The 20,886-nt window shown below is 57.3% G+C and carries 23 protein-coding genes; 12 read left to right on the top strand and 11 right to left on the bottom strand.

Going from position 1 to position 20,886, the window contains the following annotated elements; all coding sequences use genetic code 11:
- The first annotated feature begins 111 nt into the window (after positions 1-111).
- The 4 genes from EC836_RS14805 (at position 112) to ghrB (ending at position 4,227) form a co-directional block, all read left to right on the top strand.
- Positions 112-861, top strand: a complete 750-nt coding sequence (locus tag EC836_RS14805; protein ID WP_123334420.1) for a sugar phosphate isomerase/epimerase — start codon at positions 112-114, stop codon at positions 859-861.
- A gap of 3 nt (positions 862-864) precedes the next feature.
- A complete protein-coding gene (locus tag EC836_RS14800) occupies positions 865-1,818 on the top strand; it encodes a sugar kinase (RefSeq protein ID WP_123334418.1) in 954 nt (317 codons plus the stop codon).
- Between the two features lie 82 nt (positions 1,819-1,900).
- Positions 1,901-3,193 (top strand): MFS transporter, encoded by a 1,293-nt coding sequence (locus tag EC836_RS14795; RefSeq protein ID WP_123334416.1) that lies wholly within the window; start codon positions 1,901-1,903, stop codon positions 3,191-3,193.
- 53 nt (positions 3,194-3,246) lie between these two features.
- The gene (gene ghrB / locus EC836_RS14790; protein WP_123334414.1) at positions 3,247-4,227 is read left to right on the top strand and encodes a glyoxylate/hydroxypyruvate reductase GhrB; all 981 of its coding nucleotides are present in this window, start codon (positions 3,247-3,249) and stop codon (positions 4,225-4,227) included.
- Positions 4,228-4,862: 635 nt separating this feature from the next.
- On the opposite strand, the gene EC836_RS14785 is transcribed toward ghrB, so the two are convergent.
- Together EC836_RS14785 and EC836_RS14780 are read right to left on the bottom strand one after the other, a co-directional pair.
- A complete protein-coding gene (locus EC836_RS14785; RefSeq protein ID WP_123334412.1) occupies positions 4,863-5,105 on the bottom strand; it encodes a DUF1158 family protein in 243 nt (80 codons plus the stop codon).
- Positions 5,106-5,166: 61 nt separating this feature from the next.
- Positions 5,167-6,054 (bottom strand): LysR family transcriptional regulator, encoded by an 888-nt coding sequence (locus tag EC836_RS14780; RefSeq protein WP_123334410.1) that lies wholly within the window; start codon positions 6,052-6,054, stop codon positions 5,167-5,169.
- Positions 6,055-6,155: 101 nt separating this feature from the next.
- On the opposite strand from EC836_RS14780, the gene EC836_RS14775 reads away from it, so the two are divergent.
- From EC836_RS14775 to EC836_RS14765, 3 genes are all read left to right on the top strand, one after another.
- Positions 6,156-6,752 (top strand): short chain dehydrogenase, encoded by a 597-nt coding sequence (locus EC836_RS14775; protein WP_123334408.1) that lies wholly within the window; start codon positions 6,156-6,158, stop codon positions 6,750-6,752.
- A 314-nt stretch (positions 6,753-7,066) separates the two neighbouring features.
- A complete protein-coding gene (gene mntP / locus EC836_RS14770) occupies positions 7,067-7,633 on the top strand; it encodes a manganese efflux pump MntP (RefSeq protein ID WP_123334407.1) in 567 nt (188 codons plus the stop codon).
- 36 nt (positions 7,634-7,669) lie between these two features.
- Positions 7,670-8,440: an AraC family transcriptional regulator gene (locus EC836_RS14765; protein ID WP_123334405.1), complete on the top strand. Its 771-nt coding sequence runs from the start codon at positions 7,670-7,672 to the stop codon at positions 8,438-8,440.
- Here EC836_RS14765 and EC836_RS14760 read toward each other — a convergent pair.
- A complete protein-coding gene (locus EC836_RS14760; RefSeq protein WP_123334704.1) occupies positions 8,430-9,062 on the bottom strand; it encodes a LysE family translocator in 633 nt (210 codons plus the stop codon). The genes EC836_RS14765 and EC836_RS14760 overlap by 11 nt on opposite strands.
- A 256-nt stretch (positions 9,063-9,318) precedes the next feature.
- Between EC836_RS14760 and azuC the strand changes: the two genes are divergently transcribed.
- Together azuC and EC836_RS14750 are read left to right on the top strand one after the other, a co-directional pair.
- Positions 9,319-9,396: a stress response protein AzuC gene (gene azuC / locus EC836_RS25135; RefSeq protein WP_370347978.1), complete on the top strand. Its 78-nt coding sequence runs from the start codon at positions 9,319-9,321 to the stop codon at positions 9,394-9,396.
- A 301-nt stretch (positions 9,397-9,697) separates the two neighbouring features.
- Positions 9,698-10,225: a cysteine hydrolase family protein gene (locus EC836_RS14750; RefSeq protein WP_123334401.1), complete on the top strand. Its 528-nt coding sequence runs from the start codon at positions 9,698-9,700 to the stop codon at positions 10,223-10,225.
- A gap of 97 nt (positions 10,226-10,322) precedes the next feature.
- Here EC836_RS14750 and EC836_RS14745 read toward each other — a convergent pair whose 3' ends face one another.
- The 4 genes from EC836_RS14745 to EC836_RS14730 all read right to left on the bottom strand — a co-directional run bounded on the left by EC836_RS14745 (position 10,323) and on the right by EC836_RS14730 (position 15,119).
- Entirely contained in the window at positions 10,323-11,495 is a 1,173-nt protein-coding gene (locus EC836_RS14745; protein WP_123334399.1) for a Gfo/Idh/MocA family protein, read from the bottom strand.
- Between the two features lie 14 nt (positions 11,496-11,509).
- Entirely contained in the window at positions 11,510-12,430 is a 921-nt protein-coding gene (locus EC836_RS14740; RefSeq protein ID WP_123334397.1) for a TIM barrel protein, read from the bottom strand.
- Positions 12,431-12,446: 16 nt separating this feature from the next.
- Positions 12,447-13,877, bottom strand: coding sequence for a sugar porter family MFS transporter (locus EC836_RS14735; RefSeq protein ID WP_233599337.1), 1,431 nt, complete (start codon positions 13,875-13,877; stop codon positions 12,447-12,449).
- Positions 13,878-14,078: 201 nt separating this feature from the next.
- Positions 14,079-15,119: a LacI family DNA-binding transcriptional regulator gene (locus EC836_RS14730; RefSeq protein WP_123334393.1), complete on the bottom strand. Its 1,041-nt coding sequence runs from the start codon at positions 15,117-15,119 to the stop codon at positions 14,079-14,081.
- 289 nt (positions 15,120-15,408) lie between these two features.
- Here EC836_RS14730 and EC836_RS14725 point away from each other — a divergent pair, with 289 nt between their 5' ends.
- Both EC836_RS14725 and EC836_RS14720 read left to right on the top strand, forming a co-directional pair.
- A complete protein-coding gene (locus EC836_RS14725) occupies positions 15,409-16,023 on the top strand; it encodes a TetR/AcrR family transcriptional regulator (protein ID WP_123334390.1) in 615 nt (204 codons plus the stop codon).
- Positions 16,020-16,910: a helix-turn-helix domain-containing protein gene (locus EC836_RS14720; RefSeq protein ID WP_158612792.1), complete on the top strand. Its 891-nt coding sequence runs from the start codon at positions 16,020-16,022 to the stop codon at positions 16,908-16,910. The genes EC836_RS14725 and EC836_RS14720 overlap by 4 nt, the downstream gene beginning before the upstream one ends.
- Positions 16,911-16,949: 39 nt before the next feature.
- On the opposite strand, the gene EC836_RS14715 is transcribed toward EC836_RS14720, so the two are convergent.
- Together EC836_RS14715 and EC836_RS14710 are read right to left on the bottom strand one after the other, a co-directional pair.
- Entirely contained in the window at positions 16,950-17,159 is a 210-nt protein-coding gene (locus EC836_RS14715; RefSeq protein ID WP_123334382.1) for a YdgH/BhsA/McbA-like domain containing protein, read from the bottom strand.
- A 165-nt stretch (positions 17,160-17,324) separates the two neighbouring features.
- Entirely contained in the window at positions 17,325-17,600 is a 276-nt protein-coding gene (locus EC836_RS14710; RefSeq protein WP_123334386.1) for a metal/formaldehyde-sensitive transcriptional repressor, read from the bottom strand.
- 89 nt (positions 17,601-17,689) lie between these two features.
- On the opposite strand from EC836_RS14710, the gene EC836_RS14705 reads away from it, so the two are divergent.
- The gene (locus EC836_RS14705) at positions 17,690-18,778 is read left to right on the top strand and encodes a nickel/cobalt efflux protein RcnA (protein ID WP_123334384.1); all 1,089 of its coding nucleotides are present in this window, start codon (positions 17,690-17,692) and stop codon (positions 18,776-18,778) included.
- 62 nt (positions 18,779-18,840) lie between these two features.
- On the opposite strand, the gene EC836_RS14700 is transcribed toward EC836_RS14705, so the two are convergent.
- Together EC836_RS14700 and EC836_RS14695 are read right to left on the bottom strand one after the other, a co-directional pair.
- On the bottom strand, positions 18,841-19,050 hold the full coding sequence (locus EC836_RS14700; RefSeq protein ID WP_123334382.1) for a YdgH/BhsA/McbA-like domain containing protein: 210 nt from the start codon (positions 19,048-19,050) through the stop codon (positions 18,841-18,843).
- A gap of 275 nt (positions 19,051-19,325) precedes the next feature.
- A complete protein-coding gene (locus EC836_RS14695; protein WP_370347975.1) occupies positions 19,326-20,549 on the bottom strand; it encodes an MFS transporter in 1,224 nt (407 codons plus the stop codon).
- Positions 20,550-20,886: the final 337 nt, after the last annotated feature.

Below are 20,886 nucleotides of genomic sequence, written 5' to 3'. Positions count from 1 at the left end.
AAAACGTTCACTCCGTGAGCGCCGTCATAAAATCCCGTTTTGGTTCTTTTCTTTGGAACCGGTTCCATTTAACGTTTTTTCATCAAATCGGGTGAAAGAGCCGGAGAAATCATGAAAAGAGAAGTCATCGTTGTCACCGCCGCCTACGGCAACAAACAGGTGCGTGAGCTGGGCGGCCAGCAGGCACTGCTGCCGATTATTGCCGCTGCAGGTGCAGACGGCGTGGAGATCCGCCGCGAACTGCTGGATGAACGGGAGCTGGGCCAGCTTTCCTCGCTGGGCGCGGACATTGCCCGCAGAAAACTGATCGCCTTCTACTCCGTGCCGGAAGCGCTGTTTACCGAAGACGGATCGCTGAACCCACATCTGGACCAGCATTTTGCGGAAGCGGGGCAGCTGAATGCCCAGCTGATTAAATATTCGCTGGGCAACTATCGTCACGATTTCGACAGCAGCGAACTGCGTGCCAGGCTCGCCGGTAAGAAAGTGCATCTGGTGGTGGAAAACGACCAGACCGAATACGGCCGTTTCGCCGCGCTTGATGCCTTTTTCCATACCTGTGGCGAAAGTCGTATCTGCAACGGCATGACCTTTGATACCGGCAACTGGCTGTGGGTAGGCGACAGGCCACTTCCGGCAGCGGAAAGCCTGAGCCGCTACGTCAGCTACATCCACGTCAAAGCGGCGGTGCCCCACGGCGACAGCTGGCGTGCCATTCCGCTGGATGAGGCCGACAGCCTGTGGCGCGAGACGCTCGCCCTGCTGCCGTCTGATGTGCCGCGGGCCATTGAATTCCCCCTGGAAGGGCCGGACCTGGTGGCGGTAACCCGCCACTATGTTGATCTGCTGCGCGAGGCATAAATCATGGCGATTCATACTAACGGTACGCTGGATGTCGTCACGATCGGTGAAGCCATGGCGATGTTTGTCGCGGCAGAAAACGGTGACCTCGCTGGCGTTGAAAAATTTACCAAACGTATTGCCGGTGCTGAACTGAACGTGGCGATCGGTCTGGCGCGCCTCGGCCTGAAAGTGGGCTGGGTGAGCCGTGTCGGCGATGACTCGTTTGGCCGCTTTACCTGCCAGCAGCTGGATCGCGAAAGCGTCGATCGCCAGCAGGTGACGCTGGATGCACGTTTCCCCACCGGCTTTCAGCTGAAGTCGAAGGTGGACGATGGTTCCGACCCGCTGGTGGAATATTTCCGCAAAGGCTCTGCCGCCAGCCATCTCTCCTGCGACGACTTTAACCGCGATTACTTCGGTGCCGCGCGCCACCTGCACCTCAGCGGCGTGGCCGCCGCGCTCTCCGACAGCTCGCTGGCGCTGGCGAAACATGCCGCGCAGGAGATGAAGGCGATGGGCAAAACCATTTCCTTTGACCCCAACCTGCGGCCCGTACTCTGGTCCAGCGAACGGGAAATGGTAACCCAGCTGAACGAGCTGGCCTCGTATGCCGACTGGGTTCTACCGGGCATCAAAGAAGGCAACATACTCACCGGCTATGACCAGCCGGAAGCCATCGCCGACTTCTATCTGGCGATGGGCGTAAAAGCCGTGATCATCAAAACCGGCTGTGAAGGCGCGTGGTTCAAAACCGCCGACGGCGTGAAAGATCGGGTCCCTGCGGTCCTCACCGCCAACGTGGTGGATACCGTCGGTGCCGGAGATGGCTTTGCGGTAGGGACGATCAGCGCCCTGCTGGAAGGAAAATCGCTGCCTGCGGCCATCCGCCGCGGCAACAAAATCGGTTCTCTGGCGATCCAGGCAATCGGTGACAGCGAAGGACTGCCAACCCGGGCGGCACTGGGCGATTTTTAACCCTGACGGCCGGTCGGAAACATAACATCACCACATCGTTCCCCTACAGAACAGAATGTGGCCCCTCAACAGAGGAAACACCATGAAAGAGCAGACGAAGCAGACAATCGCGCCAAAACGCTGGTGGTATATCATGCCCATCGTGTTTATCACCTACAGCCTGGCGTATCTGGACAGGGCGAACTTCAGCTTCGCCTCCGCCGCCGGGATTAATGAGGATCTCGGCATCACCAAGGGCATCTCTTCCCTGCTCGGTGCGCTGTTCTTCCTCGGCTACTTCTTTTTCCAGATCCCCGGCGCGATCTATGCCGAACGCCGCAGCGTAAAAAAACTGGTGTTCTGGTGCCTGGTGCTGTGGGGCGGCTGCGCCTCGCTGACAGGGATGGTGAGCAATATTCCGATGCTGGCGGTGATTCGCTTCACGCTCGGCGTGGTGGAGGCGGCGGTGATGCCGGCGATGCTGATTTACATCAGCAACTGGTTCACTAAATCCGAACGTTCGCGCGCCAATACCTTCCTGATCCTCGGCAACCCGGTGACCGTACTGTGGATGTCGGTGGTCTCCGGCTACCTGATTAGCGCCTTCGGCTGGCGTGAAATGTTTATTATTGAGGGCTTCCCGGCGGTGATCTGGGCCGTGGCCTGGTGGTTCCTGGTGCAGGATAAACCGTCGCAGGCGAAGTGGCTGAGCGATGCGGAAAAAGCCGCGCTGCAGGCACAGCTGCAAAAAGAGCAGGAAAACCTGAAAGCGGTGCGTAACTACTCGGAAGCGTTTAAGTCGCGCAACGTTATCCTGCTGTGTGCGCAGTACTTTGCCTGGAGCATTGGCGTGTACGGTTTTGTGCTGTGGCTGCCTTCCATTCTGCGTAACGGCACGCAGATGGGCATCGTTGAAGCCGGATGGCTGTCGGCGGTGCCGTATCTGGCGGCGACCATTGCGATGATCGTGGTCTCCTGGGCCTCCGATAAGTTACAAAACCGCAAATTGTTTGTCTGGCCGTTACTGTTGATTGGTGCATTAGCCTTTTTAGGCTCATATTTGGTGGGTTCCGACAATTTCTGGCTGTCCTATGCGCTGCTAGTGATTGCCGGTGCGTCGATGTATGCACCGTACGGTCCCTTCTTTGCCATCATCCCGGAAATGCTGCCGCGCAACGTTGCCGGGGGCGCGATGGCGCTGATTAACTCGATGGGCGCGCTGGGTTCATTCCTCGGCTCCTGGGTGGTGGGATACCTCAACGGTGCCACCGGCAGTCCGTCCGCATCCTATATCTTTATGGGGAGCGCATTACTGGTGGCGGTGGGGCTGACGCTGATCGTCAAGCCATCGCAGGACCGGCAGACGCCGCTGCCCCATGATGCAAAACATGCTTAAATTAAAACGGGTCAATGCTGGCCCGTTTCACTGTACTGAACAGGGAGAACCGTATGAAACCGTCTGTGGTGCTGTATAAGTCGTTACCTGAAGATCTGCGTGCGCGGCTGGATGCGCATTTCAACGTGACCGAAATTAACGGCTTAACCCCAGAAAATATCGCCGCCCACGCCGAAGCGTTCCGTCAGGCGGAGGGCATCCTCGGCTCCGGCGGTAAGGTCGATGCTGAGTTTCTGCAGCAGGCGCCTAAGCTGCGTGCGGCTTCCACGGTGTCCGTGGGCTATGACAACTTCGATGTGGCGGCGCTGAACGATAAAGGCATCGTACTGATGCACACCCCGACCGTGCTGACCGAGACCGTCGCGGATACCATGATGGCGCTGGTGCTGAGCAGTGCCCGCCGGGTGGTGGAACTGGCCGAGCGGGTGAAGGCCGGAGAATGGCAGAAAAACATTGGCCCTGACTGGTTCGGCATTGACGTGCACCATAAAAAGCTGGGTATTCTGGGTATGGGCCGCATTGGCCTGGCGCTGGCGCAGCGTGCCCACCTCGGCTTCAGCATGCCGATCCTTTACAACGCCCGTAAGCATCATCAGGAAGCGGAAGACCGTTTTGATGCGCAGTACTGCGATCTGGATACGCTGCTGGCGGAGTCAGATTTCCTCTGCATCAGCCTGCCGCTGACGGCTGAAACCCATCATCTGATTGGCCGCGAGCAGCTGGCGAAAATGAAGCCGAGTGCGATCCTGATTAACGCGGGCCGCGGGCCGGTGGTGGATGAGCAGGCGCTGATTGAGGCGCTGAAGGACGGGACTATTTTTGCTGCCGGTCTGGATGTGTTTGAGCAGGAGCCGCTGCCGGTGAATTCCGAGTTGCTGACGCTGCGCAACGTGGTGCCGCTGCCGCATATCGGTTCAGCGACGCATGAGACGCGTTACGGGATGGCGCGCGATGCGGTGGATAATTTGATTGCCGCGCTGACCGGCAAGGTGGAGAAGAACTGCGTGAATCCGCAGGTATTGAACAAAGGCTGATTCTCGTTGCTTCACGTTTGGCTGCTGTGCTGCTGTTGAGGACAGGTTGCTGCACGTTCTGCGCCCGGCTTATCGGGGCTGGTCGGAACGCGGACCCGCTGTCACGTCCATGTCCGCTCGGCCTCGCACATCCTTGTGCTCGGACGGTCCGCTAACCCGTCCATCCCCGATTGCCTGCATGTTCCTTAGTACCTGCCTGAAAGCCACTTTCCTCTGGCAGCAAGGTAATGATTCGAAGGGGAACCGTTACGGGACAGGTTAGCCGGGTGTCTGCCGCAGGGATGCGGCAGTCAAGCCCTCAGGGAAGGGTTCACGGCGACCCGGCGATCTGCCCGTAACGGTAGCCCCATTCGCAGATCTCTCCGCGACCTGCTCCATAACGGTCACTCCGTTACGGCCCCTGCCGCGAAAAATTGCTGAACGTCCAGATTAACGATCGTTATCTGGCAGCAACGCAATGGTTTGAAAGGGGAACCGTTATGGGACAGGTTAGCCGGGTGTCTGCCGCAGGGATGCGGCAGCCAAGCCCCCTGGGAAGGGTTCACGGCGACCCGGCGATCTGCCCGTAACGGTAGCCCCATTCGTAGATCCCACTGCGACCTGCCCCGCGACGATCATTATCTGCGCCCGCCAGGCTACGGCCGAATAAACCGCACATAAATAAACCTTACGATATAAAACTCCACTGCGCCCAGCAGAAAAAACCATAAACAAAACAACAACGTATACAGCTGACCAATATCTTCCAGGTGGAACATCTCCACCAGCCTGCGCGTCAGCGCCAGGCCAAACCACGGAGCGGGCAGTAGCAGCGCAGAAAGAAAACCGAACATCAGCGTGCTCAGCGGCATCAAAAAGGTTTCAAACGGACTTTTCATCATTGTTCCGGCGTGTAAACAGTTGCGTCATTTTCAGCGATCCCTCCCGCAGGTTCAATCCTTAAACCGCCAGCGCCAACGGCAGCTGCTCGTGGAGCCAGGCAATAAAGCTGCTGCGCTTTTCCGACGGGCTGAGATCCTGGCGCCACAGCAGATGGATCGGGCGGCTGGCCTGCTGCCATTGTTGCAGCACCGGCACCAGCCTGCCGGCGGCGATATCCTCCGCCAGCAGAATTTCCGGCTGGAGCACCAGCCCTGCACCGGCCAGTGCGGCCTGGCGCAGCGCCTGGCCATCGTTGCAGATAAAGCTGCTGTCCGCAGGCCAGAACACATCGCCCAACTGCCAGGCATTGCTTTTATTCCACGCCATATTGGCCAGGCAGCGATGCTGGTACAGCCCCTCTGGTGTCTGCGGCGTGCCGTGCTGCGCCAGATAGCCAGGCGTGGCACAAACCACCATGCGGTAATCGCCGATTTTTTTTGCCACCAGCGGCTCGGCCGGATTAAGGCTGCCGATGCGAATGGCAAAATCAAAACCCTGGCCGATCAGATCGACGAAGCCGTCGCTCAGATCAAGCTCGATCCGCACCTGCGGATAGTTCAGCTGATAGCGGGCAACCAGTGTGGCGATCGTCGCCGATCCCAGATTGAGCGGCGCGCTGATCCGCAGCAGCCCCGACGGCGTGCGCTTCATATTTCCTACTGTATCTTCCGCCAGCCGCAGCTGCGCCAGCGCGGCTTTGCACTGCTGATAGTAGCTTTCCCCGGCTTCGGTGAGATGCTGACGACGCGTATTACGTTGGAGAAGTCGGCTGTCGAGGCACTTCTCCAGCTGGCGTACGTGCTTGCCGACCATCACCGCGCTGATATCCAGACGGCGGGCGGCTTCGGTGAAATTGCCGCTTTCCACCGCGCAGATAAAGGCCTCGATGCTGCTTAATTTGTCCATGATTACAAACCTGTGGTTCGGAGTTCCCGAAAGTATGGCCCGTTTATCCGCCGCCGGCACTGCTTCATGATGGGGTAACCGTCATTTGCAGAGGAAATACGATGAAAATTTTAGTGATTGGGGCAACAGGTACCGTTGGTCAGGGCATCGTTAACGAGCTCAGCCGGGATAATCAGGTGATTCGCGTGGGGAAAACCCAGGGTGACTATCAGGTCGATCTCACCAGCGAAGAGAGCGTCCGCGCGCTGTTTGCCCAAACCGGCAAAGTGGATGCGGTGATCTCCGCCACCGGCGGCGTGCACTTCGGCCCGCTGTCCGGGATGACCAGCGAGCAGTTTAACAGTGGGCTGCAGGACAAGCTGATGGGTCAGGTGCGACTGGTGCTGATTGGCAAAGAATTTGTCAATCCGGGCGGATCGTTCACCCTGACCACCGGCATTCTGACGCAGCAGCCGATCCGAACCGGGGTAAACGCCACGGCGGTGAATGCCGCGCTGGAAGGCTTTGTTCTGGCTGCCGCCAATGAACTGGCGGGCCTGCGAATTAATGCCGTCAGCCCGACGGTGCTGACCGAAGCGCTGGAAAGCTACGGCCCGTTCTTCCCCGGCTTTGAAAGTGCGCCCGCCAGCCGCGTGGCCCTGGCCTACCGCCGCAGCGTGGATGGCGTAGAAACCGGTAAGGTTTATCGCGTCTGGTAGCCAATTATTTTTGGGGAAATGCTTCGGTAAAGTGCTGAACATTTCCTCACACTCCTCGCGGTTATTTATCCCTACGCTCTGTGTAACACGGTAATTCTTTTAGAGTTTCCCGCTGTTTTTTTGCCACCAAAATAGCATCCGTTAAAAAGTATAGCCGATGCTATACTCAAATCCATGATTTTGTTGTCTTTTTTTCTGGCGATTCGCGTGATAGGATGCGCTTCACTTGAACGGACCAGTGGTTATTTTTCCTACATAACCTGGGGTTTTAACGATTTGGAACGCACCCGTCGCTTCAAACCGGGATAAATACAATGAACCTATACGCAACTCTGATTCTGGCTTTCGCCATGTCGATGGATGCCTTCGCTGCTGCCATCGGCAAAGGTGCAAGCCTGCATCGTCCAAGCCTGAAAGAAGCCCTGCGCACCGGTCTGATCTTCGGCGTGATCGAAGCCCTGACGCCGCTGGTCGGCTGGGCTATCGGCCTTGCCGCCAGCAAGTACGTGATGGCGTGGGACCACTGGGTGGCGTTTGGTTTACTGCTGATCCTCGGCGGACGAATGATTGTTGAGGGGATGCGTAAAAAAGAGTGCCGACCTGAAGAAGCCCCGCAGAGCCACGGCTTCTGGCTGCTGGCCTGTACCGCCGTTGCCACCAGTCTGGATGCGATGGCCGTCGGCGTCGGGCTGGCCTTTTTGCAGGTCAATATTGTGACCACCGCGTTGGCAATCGGCGCTTCAACGATGATTATGGCCACCCTCGGCATTCTGCTGGGCCGTTTCCTTGGCCCGGTGATGGGTAAATGGGCGGAAATTTTTGGTGGCGTGGTGCTGATCGGCATCGGCTGTAGTATTTTGTTCGAACATCTGGGCAAATAAGCGGAAGGCACGCCCGGTCACTTGCGCGGGGCGGCTATGGCATTATCGGTAGTAGACTGGAACACCCGAAATAATATTGAGTGCTCACACCTCACCGCCAGCAACGCAGCGTTTCCGCTGCACACCCACGAAGAATATGTTATTAGCGCCAACCTCAGCGGCGTAGAACAGCTCACCCTCAATGGTCAGACCCTGCCGGTTCTTGCCGGTGATATCACCATTTACAATCCTGAAACGCTGCAGGCTTCGCGATTTGGCGATGTGCCGGTAGAGTTTTTCAGCGTGCATCTCCCGTCCGGTGTATTTGCCGATCTGGCGGATCGTTCTCTGCCGATCCTGCGCGAAGGCGTGCTGCGCGATCCTCAGCTGTTTGCGGCAATCTGCGATTATGTCCGCTCGCCCGCCGACGATCGGAACCAGCAGCAAAACCTACTGTGGCTGACCCACTGCCTGTTACAGCACGGCAGCGACAGCGAGATCGCGGAAGCGCCGATCGCTATCGGCAGGGCGCTGGAATGCATGCGCGATAATCTGACGGAAAAACTGACCCTGGACGGTCTGGCGGCGGCCAGCGGACTGAGCAAATATCACTTTGTCCGCCAGTTCCGCCAGGAGATGGGGGTTGCGCCGTTGCAGTATCATATGCAGCTGCGCCTGGCGGCGGCGCGCAATCTGCTGCGCCATCGCAACAGTACGCTGGACGTGGCGCATCAGCTTGGCTTCTACGATCAAAGCCACTTTATTAACAGCTTCCGTAAGATGATGGGCATCACGCCGCATCACTATCTGCGCATTATCAGCCGATAAATTCGCGATAGCCGGAGATAATCACGTAGCCGGCGAAGTAGCAGAAGATCACCGCCGAGGCGATATAGGACCAGCGCAGCATTTTATTGCCCAGCATGCGGCCGCCGAGGCTGCCAATCGTACAGAGCACCACCGTCCACACCACCCCCGCGAGGAAAAATCCCGACAGGAACCAGGCCGAGGCGGCCGTACTGCCGGTACCCATGCGTGAAATCAGCGCTCCGCCCACGGCGGCAAACCACAGGATCGCGGTGGGTGACGAGACGGCGAGGAAGATACCACGCAGGAAGTTCTGCCGGATGCTAAGCGCCTGCCCGACATCGCCCGCGCTGAGTTCCGGCACCGGACGCAGCGCGCTCAGCACCATTTTCCAGGCAAACCACAGCAGGATCAGCGAGCCGCCGATCCACAATACCCAGCGCACGGTGGTGAACTGGAGCAGCACCGCCATGCCGGCCATGGCAAGGATCGCGTAGATCAGATCGCCCACGCAGGTGCCGATCCCCAGCCACAGGCCGTGGAAATAACCGCGCTGCATCGCCAGGGTAATAATGGCGATATTGGCGATGCCGATATCCAGGCACAGTGAAAGACTCAGTAAAAAACCATTAGAAAAGGGCATAGCGTGGCGTCCGTTAAGCACAATATCGGCATTATCGGTCCGCATACGGCTAAAATATTGGAAAAAATTGCGCAGCGATCTGGCTCAAGGGGGAATAAAAGTCACCGGACGGCAGAATGATGTTTTGCGGTACTTCTCACTTTTTTTGGCGATAAACGGTCTGTTTTTGTGATCTGGTTCAAAAAATCTTGCCTGGAAAAACACCGTTCGTTATAATTTGCGGTGTATTTTTCAACAATATTTGTCACAGGCAATCATGAAAAAATTCTTCCGCAACGTGTTTCGCTCTTATGTGAATACCTTCAAACACGTTCCGCCGGGCGCGGTTCGCTAAACCCGCCAAGCTTACACCCTCGATAACCGCGGTCAGGGACTGGACCGATGGTTATCACTTATTCCCGCTTTCCTGACTGTTGCAAAAAAACGTGCCAGCGGCACGGTGATATGCAATTCTTTGGGTTATGAAAATGACCCGGCTGTTCCTCACCGCGACCACCACAACCACGACCGCTTCTGGCGGGTCGGGGTCGGTTTGCGTGCCTGAGAAATAGCACATCCGCTTCGTCCCGCCGGTTTCCGACGGGGCTGAATATTTCTCCGTCGTGGCCGGTTAACGGTAACCAAGGAGAAATATCATGTCCGATGCGTCCGCGCTGTTAGTGATCGATATGCAGGCAGGTCTGCTGCATGCCCCACAGCCCCCTCACCAGAAAGATGAGCTGATTGCCAACACCATTCGGCTGGTCCATGCTGCCCGCGCGGCACAGAAACCGATATTTTTTGCCCGGCATACCGGGCCGGAAGGTTCGCCGATTGCGGTCGGCAGCCGGTTCTGGCAGCTGGCGGATGAGCTGCCGCTGGAGGCTGGCGACAGGTATTTCAATAAAACCCGCCCGAATTGTTTCTTGAATACGCCGCTGCTGGTTGAACTGCAGCAGGCGCAGGTGAAGCGGCTGGTGATTGCGGGCATGAAAACCGACTACTGCGTGGATACCACCTGCCGGGCGGCGGCGGATCTGGGATTTGAGGTGGTGCTGGTCAGCGATGCGCACAGCACCACCGATAATGCGGTACTCGGTGCGGCGCAGATCGTTGCCCATCACAACGCGACGCTGGCGGGGCCGTTTGTCACTCTGCTGGCAACGGACGACGTCAAGTTTTAACGCCAAGCAAAAGGGCAGCCATGGTTAATGGCTGCCCCTCAGACAACAGATTTTGAAACCTGGTTCGCTAACGACCGGGAACCCGACCCGTTAGCGATTACTCGAAATCAACCCAGGTCGCGCCCGCGTCGGCGGACTCAACGCAGCGCTCCACCCACTGCACGCCCGTCACGCCGGCGTGAACGTCCGGGTACCAGAAGTTCTCCAGCAGCGCTTTATCGCCACGATCGCTGGCATCCATTGCCACTGCAAAGCGGCGGTAGAGGTTAGACCAGGCTTCGAACAGCCCTTCCGGGTGCCCGCCGCCGATGCGGTCCTCTTCCAGCGCGCGCGGCGCCAGGTAGCCCATACCGCGTTCCAGAATCTGCACCGGTTCACCCTGCACTTCGTAGCGCAGCTGGTTTGGCTGTTCGTCCCACCACTCCAGGCTGGCTTTCGATCCGATCACGCGGATCTTTTGTCCGTGCATCGATCCGCAGTTCACCGCTGAACACCACAGCGATCCGACCGCGCCGTTATCGTATTCCATCAGCACAAAGGCGTTATCTTCCAGTGGCGCGCGGGTTTTCACAAAGCTCTGGCGCGAACACATCAGGCGCTTAATTTTCAGCTCCGGCAGCATGGTTTCCGCCAGGAACAGCGGGTGGGTGGCGAGATCGCCCAGCACGTAGCTTGGCCCGACAAATTTCGGGTCCACGCGCCAGCGGGTGCTCGGGTTCGCCAGCTCAACGGCCTCGTTGTGGAAGCCGTGGGAGAACGACATATTTACAATGCGGATCTCACCCAGCAGGCCTTCGGCGATCATGCTGCGCGCCTGCTGAATCAGCTGGTGACCGGAGTAACCGTAGGTGACGCCGATAATTTTGCTCTTCGCTTCGCTCAGCGCGGCCAGCTCTTTCGCTTCTGCCGTGGTAAAGCACAGCGGCTTTTCGCACACCACGTGCAGGCCCGCTTCCAGCGCCGCTTTACAGATGGCGAAGTGGGTATTGTTCGGCGTAGCGATTGATACCGCCTCAATGCCGTCTACGCGCTCGGCTTCCTGCTGGAAAAGGGTCTGGTAGTCCGGATAGCAGCGGTCGCCCGCCACGCCCAGGCTGGCACCGAAGGTGCGTCCGCGCTCGGCATCGATATCAAATGCACCGGCCAGCAGGGTAAAGGTGTTATCGCGCAGCGCCGCTGAACGATGGATATAGCCGATCTGGCTGGTGCCGCCGCCGCCAACCATGCCCCAGCGCAGGGAGCGATCGAGAGGTTTAATGCCGTTAATCATCGGGTGTTCCTCAATTAAAATCCAACGGAGTTCAGGTAGCGCAGGCTTTCGGTCACATCGTGCAGGCTGCCGTCAGCATTGCGCGGGTCGCGCTCCTGTTCAATGGTGATCCAGCCCTGGTAGTTGCGCTCGGCCAGGAAGGCGCGCACGGCCGGATAGTCGATAGCGCCTTTACCAATCGGGCACATTACGCCTTCCGCACAGGCCGTGAAGAAGTCCACTTCACGGGCGATAACGTCGCGGAATACGGCGTCGTTAACGTCTTTAAAGTGCAGGTAGTCGATGCGATCGAAGTAGCGGCCCAGCCAGGTAATCGGGTCCATATCGGAGTAGTACAGATGGCCGGTATCCAGGCACAGACCGGCCACGCTGTGCGGAATATCCTGTACCAGCCGTTCGATCTCGTCGGCGAACTCAATGCAGCCACCGGCATGCGGATGGATCACCGGGCGCACGCCGTACTCCGCCGCGATGCGGCTGATTTCGGTGATGTGAGACATCATGCGCTGCCAGTCGCTGTCGGACAGGCGCGGTGCCTTGTCGTACTGTCCGGCCAGGCGTGCGCGTTCGGCGTTGCCGAAATCAATGATCACCAGATACGGCGACGGGAAATTATCACCGTGGGTTTTGGTCGCGGTCGGCACTTTTGACAGATTACGGCAGAGGTTGTGCGTCAGCTCAATCATCGCCGGGAAGTTCTCTTCGCTCACCAGGTCGTCAAAAATGGTACCGGCAACCAGCGACAGGCCGTACTGATTCAGTTTCTCGGTCAGGACCTGCGGGTCGGTCGGCAGGTAGGTCCACGGCCCCAGCTCAATGCTCTTATAGCCGGCCTGCGCGGCTTCTTTCAGCACCTTCTCATACGGCGGCAGGTGCGGGTTTTTCGGGTCGTCCACGCCCCAGCTGCAGGGTGCGTTAGCAATATGAATGGTCATTTTGGTGTCCTTTAAATCAATGAGTGGCTGTTTTGCTTTCGCGTTGCGTAGTGTCAAAGCGATCCAGAATCAGGGCTTCCATTTTTTCCAGTGAAACGCCTTTGGTCTCCGGCAGCAGCGCCTTAACGAACCACCAGGAGGCCAGCGAGCACACCGCGAACAGCAACAGCGGGAAGCCGCCGTGGAAGTTATCGTTGAGGTAAGTGCTCTGGTTCATCATCGGGAAGGACTGGCTGACAAAGAAGTTGCCGGCCCACATGGCGCAGATAGAGAAGCCCATGCCGGCACCGCGCAGGCGGGTCGGGAAGATTTCGCCGATCACCGTCCACACCACCTGGCCCCAGGTGCCGCCGAACAGGAACATAAAGCCGAACAGGCCGAGCACGGAGATCACGCCGGTCATGCCGCTGTAGAAGGTCCAGAAGGTGAACAGCAGGCAAATGGCGGAGCCGAGGGAACCGATCAGCAGCAGCGAACGGCGGCCCATTTTATCAATCAGCATCATGCCCACGATCACGCCGGCGAACTGCAGCACCGCCAGCCAGATGGTGAGATACATCGCTTCCTGCATGTTGTGGGTCACGTTCATCAGCAGCGTTGGGCCAAAGTACTGAATGACGTTGATGCCGGTCAGCTGGTTAAAGATGGCCAGACCGACGCCAATCACCAGGAAAATCGCCGTTTTGCGGTTAAAGCTGGCGCGTTCGCGGTTCACTTCGCTGCTGGCGGAAAGCTGGAGTGAGGTCTGAATTTCACCCATCAGGCGCTTCGCGTGCTCTTCTGAAGAGATGCGGGTCAGGGTTTTCATCGCGGCCTCGTTGCGGCCGACCATGATATTCCAGCGCGGGGATTCCGGGATAAAGCCAACAAACAGGAAGAACAGTACGCAGGGAACGAAGGCCGCGCCCAGCATCCAGCGCCAGCCGTAGGCGTTCAGCCACTCCGGATCGGCGTTTTTCGCAATCAGATAGTTGGTCAGCAGCACCAGTACCTGGCCGCCGACGCAGCAGATCATGTGCATGGTCATTGCGCGGCCGCGATAATCTTTAGGGGCGACTTCCGCGATATAGATTGGCGAGATAACCGAAGCCAGGCCAATACCCAGTCCGCCGATAATGCGGAATACCACAAAGGTGGTGAAGTCCGGCGCCAGCGCGGTACCGGCAACCGAAACCACAAACAGAATGGCGGTGATGATTAACATCGATTTGCGGCCGTAGCGGTCCGCCAGTTTACCGGCAATCAGACAGCCGATAACGCAGCCGATAATCACATTAGATACGGCCCAGCCCGTTTCAGCCGGGGAAAGCTGATAGTGATGGGTGATAGGTTCAATCGCGCCGGAAATGACCGAAGAGTCATAGCCGAACAGCAGCCCGCCGAGCGCGGCAACCGCGCAGATGGCCATCACGTAGGCCATATTGTGTTTTGGTGTTTGCAGAGGCACAGAACATTCCTTCCTGTTTTAATTTGCAGGAAGTATCAAACGAATGTTCCATTATCAGCAATGATAGAATGTTTATTTTTTGATGGCGATCGCACTATTAATGATAGATTTTTTTGATAAAAAACTATCATTAATGCGTTATCAGCGGGTTAAACGGCGAACGTCAGCGGCGGTTGAAAGGCGAAATGGCCGCTGCGCCGTTTATACATTCTCTTTAGTAATCAGCTCAAAGCTGCTGTGAAGTGAAATAAAACTTCCATGCGCCTCGGAATTTGCCTGCAGCATGGCTTCCACGACGGAGCCGGCCAGTTCCTCAAGGCGGTGTGACACCATGATATCAAGCGTACCGTCGATCAGCGCCAGCTGCGCATCCTGCAGCGGGCCGTGGCAGATGAGGGTGATCTCATCCTTCTTGCCGCTGTCGCGCAGGGCATTAACCACCCCTTCAACCCCGCCGCAGGGGGCATAAATCACCGACAGGTCGGGATGATTCTGGATCAGCTGCGTGGTGACGTGATAGCCCTGCTCAACGTTTTCGAAACTGGTGACTGGCTCCAGCACGGTATGTCCGGTGGCGTGTTCGCGCAGATAAGAGCGGAAGCTGATTTCGCAGGTTTCCTGGCACAGAAAACGATTATCGCCGATGATCACCCCAACTTTGCCCGGCGGCCCGCTCAGGCGCTGGACGATCCAGGCGGCGGTTCGGCCCGCCTTGCGGTTATCCAACCCGATGTAGCCGGTATGATCGCAGGGGGAAAGGTCAGAAAGCAGCGTGAAGACCTTCACGCCCTTCTTCGCGGCTTTCTGCACCGCCCGCCGCACCAGCGCGTTATCCAGCGCGATCAGCACCAGCGTATTTACGCGATTGCTCATCTCATCAATACTGGCGGCGGCCGCTTCCACGGCGTGGATATCGTGGAAAACAAACTCCACCCGCGTGCCCGGCTGGCAGTGTGGCGAAGCCTGTTTTTCCAGCGAGCGGGCAAAGGTATCGTAGAAGGAATAGTCGCGCGACAGCAGGATCACGCCGATGCGCAGCGCGCCGCCGTTGCCTGATATTCCCTCTGCGCTGCTATCAGCCAGAAACTCCGGTGCAAAGCGGTAGCCGAGGCGCGTTGCGGCCTGCACCACGCGGTTTTCCGTTTCGGCGCGCACGGGAGCCCGGCGGTTCAGCACCCGATCCACGGTGGCGACCCCCACTCCGGCCTCGCGGGCAATATCGGTGAGCGTGGTTTTTTTCATCGAAAGTTCCAACTAAGTCTGAATGAGGAAAAACTATCATAAAACCCGCAGGGGCAGGGCGATAAGATGCTAAAGATATGACAGTGCTCAGATTATATTTTTTAACTATCCACTGATTAAGCATAAAAATTTCATTTTTTTGTCCCGAGGACATGGCTGCTATTGCGCTGCGCCAGGTGCTTTAGCGCTTTAACCTGCAAGATAAGTTTTATCTGAACGTCATCGTTTTATGGTATTTTACTGGCAACATACCGCGCGGTATCTTTCTTGTATTAATCTGTAAATTTAAATGAAACAGCTAATTGAATCAGATATACCTCAGAATACGGGCCATGACAAAACGGCCTATAAGCGAAAAAAACAGCCCGAACAGGTACGAAACGCCCTGATTGAATCTGCCGCAGCGCTGGCCGTCAGCCGTGGATTGAATGGCATCACCGTACAGGCGGTCGCCCAGGCCGCCGGGGTGACCAAAGGCGGCTTCTTTCACCATTTCCCCCACAAGCAGGCACTGCTGGACGCCATGTTTGATGCCTTTCTGGCGGAAAGCGAGCGGGAGATAGACCGGCTGATCGCGGAAGACGGCCAGCAATCAGGCTGCTTTACCCGCGCCTATGTCATCGTGGCCTTTAATGAAATCCAGCAGGGCTTAAACAGCATGCGGGTACCGCTGTCGCTGTCAATGATGGCCTCTCCGGTGCTTTGCCAGCGCTGGGCCGCGTGGATGAACGGACGGCTTGAGCGCCATCGGCGAACGGACAGCCTGCCGCTGCATCAGATGGTGCGGCTGGCCGCGGACGGTGCCTGGCTTGTGCAGTCGCTGGTGAACGGTGACACCATTCGCGATATGCAGGCGCTGCGCGACGATTTGCTGAGACTTATCAGGGAGAGTGATGAATTGTGAAAACCACATTTAAGCAGGAAGTTGTGCATCAGCTGCTGCGCTGGCTGGAAGGCAATATCCATACGCCGCTAACCATTAACGACTTCGTTGAAAAGTCGGGTTACTCCAAATGGCACCTGCAGCGCATTTTTAAAGAGGTCACCGGGCAAAAGCTGGCCTCCTACTGCCGCCAGCGGCGGCTGACCTCCAGCGCGGTGATGCTGCGGCTGTTTGATAAGCAGATTGACTCGGTGGGGAGCGAACACGGCTTCTCCAGCCATAACGTTTACCACAAAACCTTCAAGCGTCATTTTAACGTCACGCCGGCCCAGTACCGCGATGCGCCACACTGGTCGTGCGAGGGGCTGTGCCCGCCGATCAATCTGACCACTATGAACGTGCCGGAAGGCAAGCTGGTGGAGCTGGACGGGCTGCATCTGAGCGGCTGCGTGAACAACTACGCCTTTACCCTGGACACGATTGATGATTTTTCCTGGCGCGAGCGCGACAGCTTCTGGCAGCGGCGGCTGAATGCGCTGGCCGAACAGCCGGATGTACTTTACGGGCTAATCAATATCATCAGGGGCGGCCCGCGTACGGGCGATCGCGCCACGCTGCAGTATCTGACGTGCCTGGAGCAGAACGTCTGCGCGAACGATGCGGCGCAGATGCAACTCAGCATTGAAAAACAGGCCTATTTGAAATTCAGCTATCGGGGTGATGAGCGTCTGTACAGCACGTTTATTGATCTGATTTACCAGCATGCACTGCCCGGTGCTGGCGCAGTTCGCCGGGACGGTTACGACGTTGAACGTATCGATCGTCGGGAGCCGCAGGAAGGCAGAACGGTGGTGGTGGATTACTTTGTGCCGGTGCTGGCGGAGAATGACAGCATGCCCGTCCCCTGATGGTCAGGGTTCGGGCACTGCCGGTAGTGCGGTTTACGCTTATTTGATCAGCTGGGCAGTCATATGCACGCCGTTGTTGCTGTTGGCTTCAATGATGCGGTAAGAGGTGCCGGCCTGCTGAGCCTGGGCGGCAATTTTCGCTTCGGCGCTGTCGATGGTTGAACCGGTTGCGGTGACGGTCTGGGCGAAGCTACCGAAAGAAACTACGGAAAGGGCGATAACTGCAGCAAAAGTTTTGATAGATTTCATGATGTCATTCCTTCAGATTATTTGTTTGTGTAAGGCGTTGTGCCTTCGTTGAAAACAATAATAGGCCGATTGAAGAGATTCGGATAGCGGAGTGATTTGCTGAAGTTAGTCAAAAAAATTGATTAATCAATCCGGGCCACATACGGCAAGGCAGCCCCGATGGTATTACTTCATATACGAACGAATCACCGACACGATCTGCTCTAAATCCTGCTCGCGCTGAGCGGGTTCATTTTGCTCATCAAGCAGATGTTCACGAATATGTCCTTCCAGCACTTCCGCCATTAATCCATTCACCGCACCGCGAACGGCGGCGATTTGCTGCAAAATATCGATGCAGGGTGTTTCTGCCATCAGGGCTTTTTCCAGCGCGTCCGCCTGGCCGCGAATGCGGCGTACGCGGGTCAGAAGTTTCTTTTGTCCGGCAATTGTGTGTGACATCGCTGCTTCCATCTTGTGAGTTAGTATACTGGGGTATAGTATATTTACGGTGTTCTTCTCCCTATGATAGCTTCTTCGAGGCAAAAACAATGATGGATTTTACTGCGCTGTTGCAGCAGGGGGCCGGCAACGTCTGGCTGTTTATTCCCGGTGCTATCCTGTTAGGGGCGCTGCACGGGCTGGAACCCGGGCACTCTAAAACGATGATGGCGGCGTTTATCATCGCGGTGCGTGGCACGGTAAAGCAGGCGGTACTGCTGGGGCTGGCGGCGACGATTTCACATACGCTAGTGGTGTGGGCGATCGCGCTGGGCGGCATGATGCTCAGCCGACGTTTTGACGCGGCAACCACCGAGCCCTGGTTCCAGCTGGCATCCGGAGTGATTATTCTTGCCACGGCGGCGTGGATGTTCTGGCGTATCCGCCGCGAAAGCCAGCATGCGCACGACCATCATCATGGGCACAGTCATTCCCATGACCACGCTCACGATTATCATCACGGGCATAGCCATTCCCATGACCAGGCTCGCGATCGTCATCATGGATACTCTCATGGCCATGCCCACAGCCATGAGCAGGGTCATCAGCAATTTCATGACCATTATCATCCCGATTCCGCTCGTCAAAGCCTGCTGCATGTATATCGGCCCGCTCAGGTGCAGGGTCAGATTCTCAGTGCCCGTTACACTCCCCATCATCACGACCATCACGCACCCGTGCATCATCACGGCCAGGCTGCGGCCTCTACGCAGGGGGCACTGGCTCTTCCGCGTATCGACCTGCATAGCGAGGAATATCAGGACGCTCACGCCCGCGCGCATGCCAGCGACATCAAGCGGCGCTTCGCTAATCGCAAAGTGACTACCGGGCAAATCGTCCTGTTTGGCTTAACCGGCGGGCTGATCCCCTGTCCGGCGGCGATCACCGTGCTGCTGCTGTGCATTCAGATGAAGGCGCTGTCGCTGGGGGCGCTGCTGGTATTGTGCTTCAGTATCGGTCTGGCATTAACGCTGGTGACGGTCGGCGTGGTGGCGGCGCTGAGTATGCGACATGCAGCCAAGCGCTGGAGCGGATTAAGTACGCTGGCGCAGCGTGCACCCTGGTTCAGCAGCGCGCTGATTGCGCTGGTGGGGATTTATATGGGGATCCACGGCTGGATGGGTATAGCGGGCGCTTAAAATACAGCATGCCCGTCCCCTGATGGTCAGGGTTCGGGCACTGCCGGTAATGCGGTTCGCGCTTATTTGATCAGCTGGGCAGTCATATGAACGCCGTTGTTGCTGTTGGCTTCAATGATGCGGTAAGAGGTACCGGCCTGCTGAGCCTGAGCGGCAATTTTCGCTTCGGCGCTGTCGATGGTTGAACCGGTTGCGGTCACGGTCTGGGCGAAGCTGCCGAAAGAAACTACGGACAGGGCGATAACTGCAGCAAAAGTTTTGATAGATTTCATGGTGTCATTCCTTCAGATTGTTTGTTTGTATAAGGCGGTGTGCCTTCGTTGAAAACAATAATAGGCCGATGGAAGACATTGCGATAGCGGAGTGATTTGCTGATATTTGTCAAAAATATTGATTGTTTGGTGCGGGTGGGAGAGTGGGGATAGATTGGCTGGATTGTCGCGGGAACACTCTCTGGAACTGGAACTGGAACTGGAACTGGAACTGGAACTGGAACTGGAACGGCAGTTGTGCTGCCGCACCGAAAGGCGCGGCAGCTGCGGGTTTATCAGGCATCCACAATCGGGTCGCGGACGATAAACAGATAGGAGAGCGCACCGACCACCGTCACACAGGCGCAGACGGTCAGCGCCATGCTGAATGAACCGGTGGTGTCGAGGATCCAGCCTGTCAGGACCGGAGCAAACGAGGCAAACACGAAGCTGGCAAAGTTCTGGATACTGCCCACTGACGCGGTCATACGTGCGGTGACCGAGCAGTGGATCAGGCCCCAGCACGATGTGCCGGCGAAGTGGATGCAGAACAGCGCCATGCCGATCAGCAGGACCGCGCTCCATGTTGTAGTGGCATAAGGCACCACGGCGGTAAAGGCGGCAGAGAGCAGCATACCGGCAATAATGCACACCTTACGGGTTTTCAGCGGATGCGCGCCGCGGTTTACCACTGCATCAACCACGTAGCCGTTCAGCAGCATGCCCGCTGCGCCAAACAGGAACGGAATTGCCGTCATCCAGCCGGTGCTTTTCAGATCCAGATTGTAGGTGGCCTGCAGGTAGCCCGGCAGCCAGGCCAGATACAGCCATGCGGTGTAGTTGATGCCGCTGAAGCCGATCATCATGCCCCACATGGTGCGGTTCCTGAACAGGCCGCGCCACTCTTTCATGGTCATCGGCTCTTTCTTCGCCACCACGCTGCCCGCATCCAGATAGTTGATCTCTTCCTGAGTCAGGGTGTTGTTATTACGGTTGCGGTAGATAGTGTACCAGCCGATGGAAAGGAAAATCCCCAGTACGCCGATAGTAATAAACATCGCACGCCAGCCCATGGTCAGCATCATTGCCGCCAGGATCGGCGGGCTGATAGCCAGGCCAATCGTTGAGGCGGCGTTGAAAATACCCATCGGCATACCGCGATGGCGGATATTGAACCAGTCGTTGATCACCTTAACGCCGCACGGGTTCATCGGCGCTTCGCCAATCCCCAGACCGATACGCACCAGCACAAACTGGGTAAAGTTCTGCACCATACCCGCCATGGCCTGGAAGCAGGACCAGACGAACATGCCGACGCCGAGCATAATGCGCGGGCCTTTACGGTCCAGCAGCAGGCCGCACGGCAGCTGAGCGATGCCGTAAGCCAGCGAGAAGGCGGAAAGCAGAATACCGATTTCGGTGCCGCTCAGTCCCAGGTCACCACGGATGGTCTGGTTAGCCACGGACAGCGAGCTGCGGTCAAGGTAGTTAATAATCGCCGCCAGGAACAGCAGGATCATCGCGGTGGTTTGTACGCGCTTAATGCGCGCCGAGCGCTGCAGCGGACCGCGCTCTGGCACCACGGTGGCCTTTGGCTCTTCGTGGCTGGCAGGGCGGTTTTGACCGCGAACGGTCTGGCTATTTTCCATACGGTACTCCCCGGGTATAAAAGTCTTGTTATTAGAATCGGGCCGGGGCATTGCTTTAAAAAACCACGGCCAGAACAGGGTTGAAGTAAGGCTGAATAGCAGACTAGTGGCGGGCGAAGTCGGTGTTGCCAACTTGTTATCTTTTTCGTGCGGCAGGCGTCGATTTACGGTTTTTAATCGGCTTTTAATTACTGTGGTTGATGGCTTT

It is taken from the genome of Erwinia sp. JUb26 (assembly GCF_003751505.1).
GTDB lineage: Bacteria > Pseudomonadota > Gammaproteobacteria > Enterobacterales > Enterobacteriaceae > Erwinia.
This window is presented reverse-complemented; position numbering and strand designations above follow the sequence as displayed.

What these genes read in the sequence shown, in the direction of transcription:
- EC836_RS14805 (WP_123334420.1), top strand. Translation starts at nt 112, where the DNA reads ATGAAAAGAGAAGTCATCGTTGTCACCGCCGCCTACGGCAACAAACAG.
- EC836_RS14800 (WP_123334418.1), top strand. Translation starts at nt 865, where the DNA reads ATGGCGATTCATACTAACGGTACGCTGGATGTCGTCACGATCGGTGAA.
- EC836_RS14795 (WP_123334416.1), top strand. Translation starts at nt 1,901, where the DNA reads ATGAAAGAGCAGACGAAGCAGACAATCGCGCCAAAACGCTGGTGGTAT.
- ghrB (WP_123334414.1), top strand. Translation starts at nt 3,247, where the DNA reads ATGAAACCGTCTGTGGTGCTGTATAAGTCGTTACCTGAAGATCTGCGT.
- EC836_RS14785 (WP_123334412.1), bottom strand. Translation starts at nt 5,105, where the DNA reads ATGAAAAGTCCGTTTGAAACCTTTTTGATGCCGCTGAGCACGCTGATG.
- EC836_RS14780 (WP_123334410.1), bottom strand. Translation starts at nt 6,054, where the DNA reads ATGGACAAATTAAGCAGCATCGAGGCCTTTATCTGCGCGGTGGAAAGC.
- EC836_RS14775 (WP_123334408.1), top strand. Translation starts at nt 6,156, where the DNA reads ATGAAAATTTTAGTGATTGGGGCAACAGGTACCGTTGGTCAGGGCATC.
- mntP (WP_123334407.1), top strand. Translation starts at nt 7,067, where the DNA reads ATGAACCTATACGCAACTCTGATTCTGGCTTTCGCCATGTCGATGGAT.
- EC836_RS14765 (WP_123334405.1), top strand. Translation starts at nt 7,670, where the DNA reads ATGGCATTATCGGTAGTAGACTGGAACACCCGAAATAATATTGAGTGC.
- EC836_RS14760 (WP_123334704.1), bottom strand. Translation starts at nt 9,062, where the DNA reads ATGCCCTTTTCTAATGGTTTTTTACTGAGTCTTTCACTGTGCCTGGAT.
- azuC (WP_370347978.1), top strand. Translation starts at nt 9,319, where the DNA reads ATGAAAAAATTCTTCCGCAACGTGTTTCGCTCTTATGTGAATACCTTC.
- EC836_RS14750 (WP_123334401.1), top strand. Translation starts at nt 9,698, where the DNA reads ATGTCCGATGCGTCCGCGCTGTTAGTGATCGATATGCAGGCAGGTCTG.
- EC836_RS14745 (WP_123334399.1), bottom strand. Translation starts at nt 11,495, where the DNA reads ATGATTAACGGCATTAAACCTCTCGATCGCTCCCTGCGCTGGGGCATG.
- EC836_RS14740 (WP_123334397.1), bottom strand. Translation starts at nt 12,430, where the DNA reads ATGACCATTCATATTGCTAACGCACCCTGCAGCTGGGGCGTGGACGAC.
- EC836_RS14730 (WP_123334393.1), bottom strand. Translation starts at nt 15,119, where the DNA reads ATGAAAAAAACCACGCTCACCGATATTGCCCGCGAGGCCGGAGTGGGG.
- EC836_RS14725 (WP_123334390.1), top strand. Translation starts at nt 15,409, where the DNA reads ATGAAACAGCTAATTGAATCAGATATACCTCAGAATACGGGCCATGAC.
- EC836_RS14715 (WP_123334382.1), bottom strand. Translation starts at nt 17,159, where the DNA reads ATGAAATCTATCAAAACTTTTGCTGCAGTTATCGCCCTTTCCGTAGTT.
- EC836_RS14710 (WP_123334386.1), bottom strand. Translation starts at nt 17,600, where the DNA reads ATGTCACACACAATTGCCGGACAAAAGAAACTTCTGACCCGCGTACGC.
- EC836_RS14705 (WP_123334384.1), top strand. Translation starts at nt 17,690, where the DNA reads ATGATGGATTTTACTGCGCTGTTGCAGCAGGGGGCCGGCAACGTCTGG.
- EC836_RS14700 (WP_123334382.1), bottom strand. Translation starts at nt 19,050, where the DNA reads ATGAAATCTATCAAAACTTTTGCTGCAGTTATCGCCCTGTCCGTAGTT.
- EC836_RS14695 (WP_370347975.1), bottom strand. Translation starts at nt 20,549, where the DNA reads ATGATCCTGCTGTTCCTGGCGGCGATTATTAACTACCTTGACCGCAGC.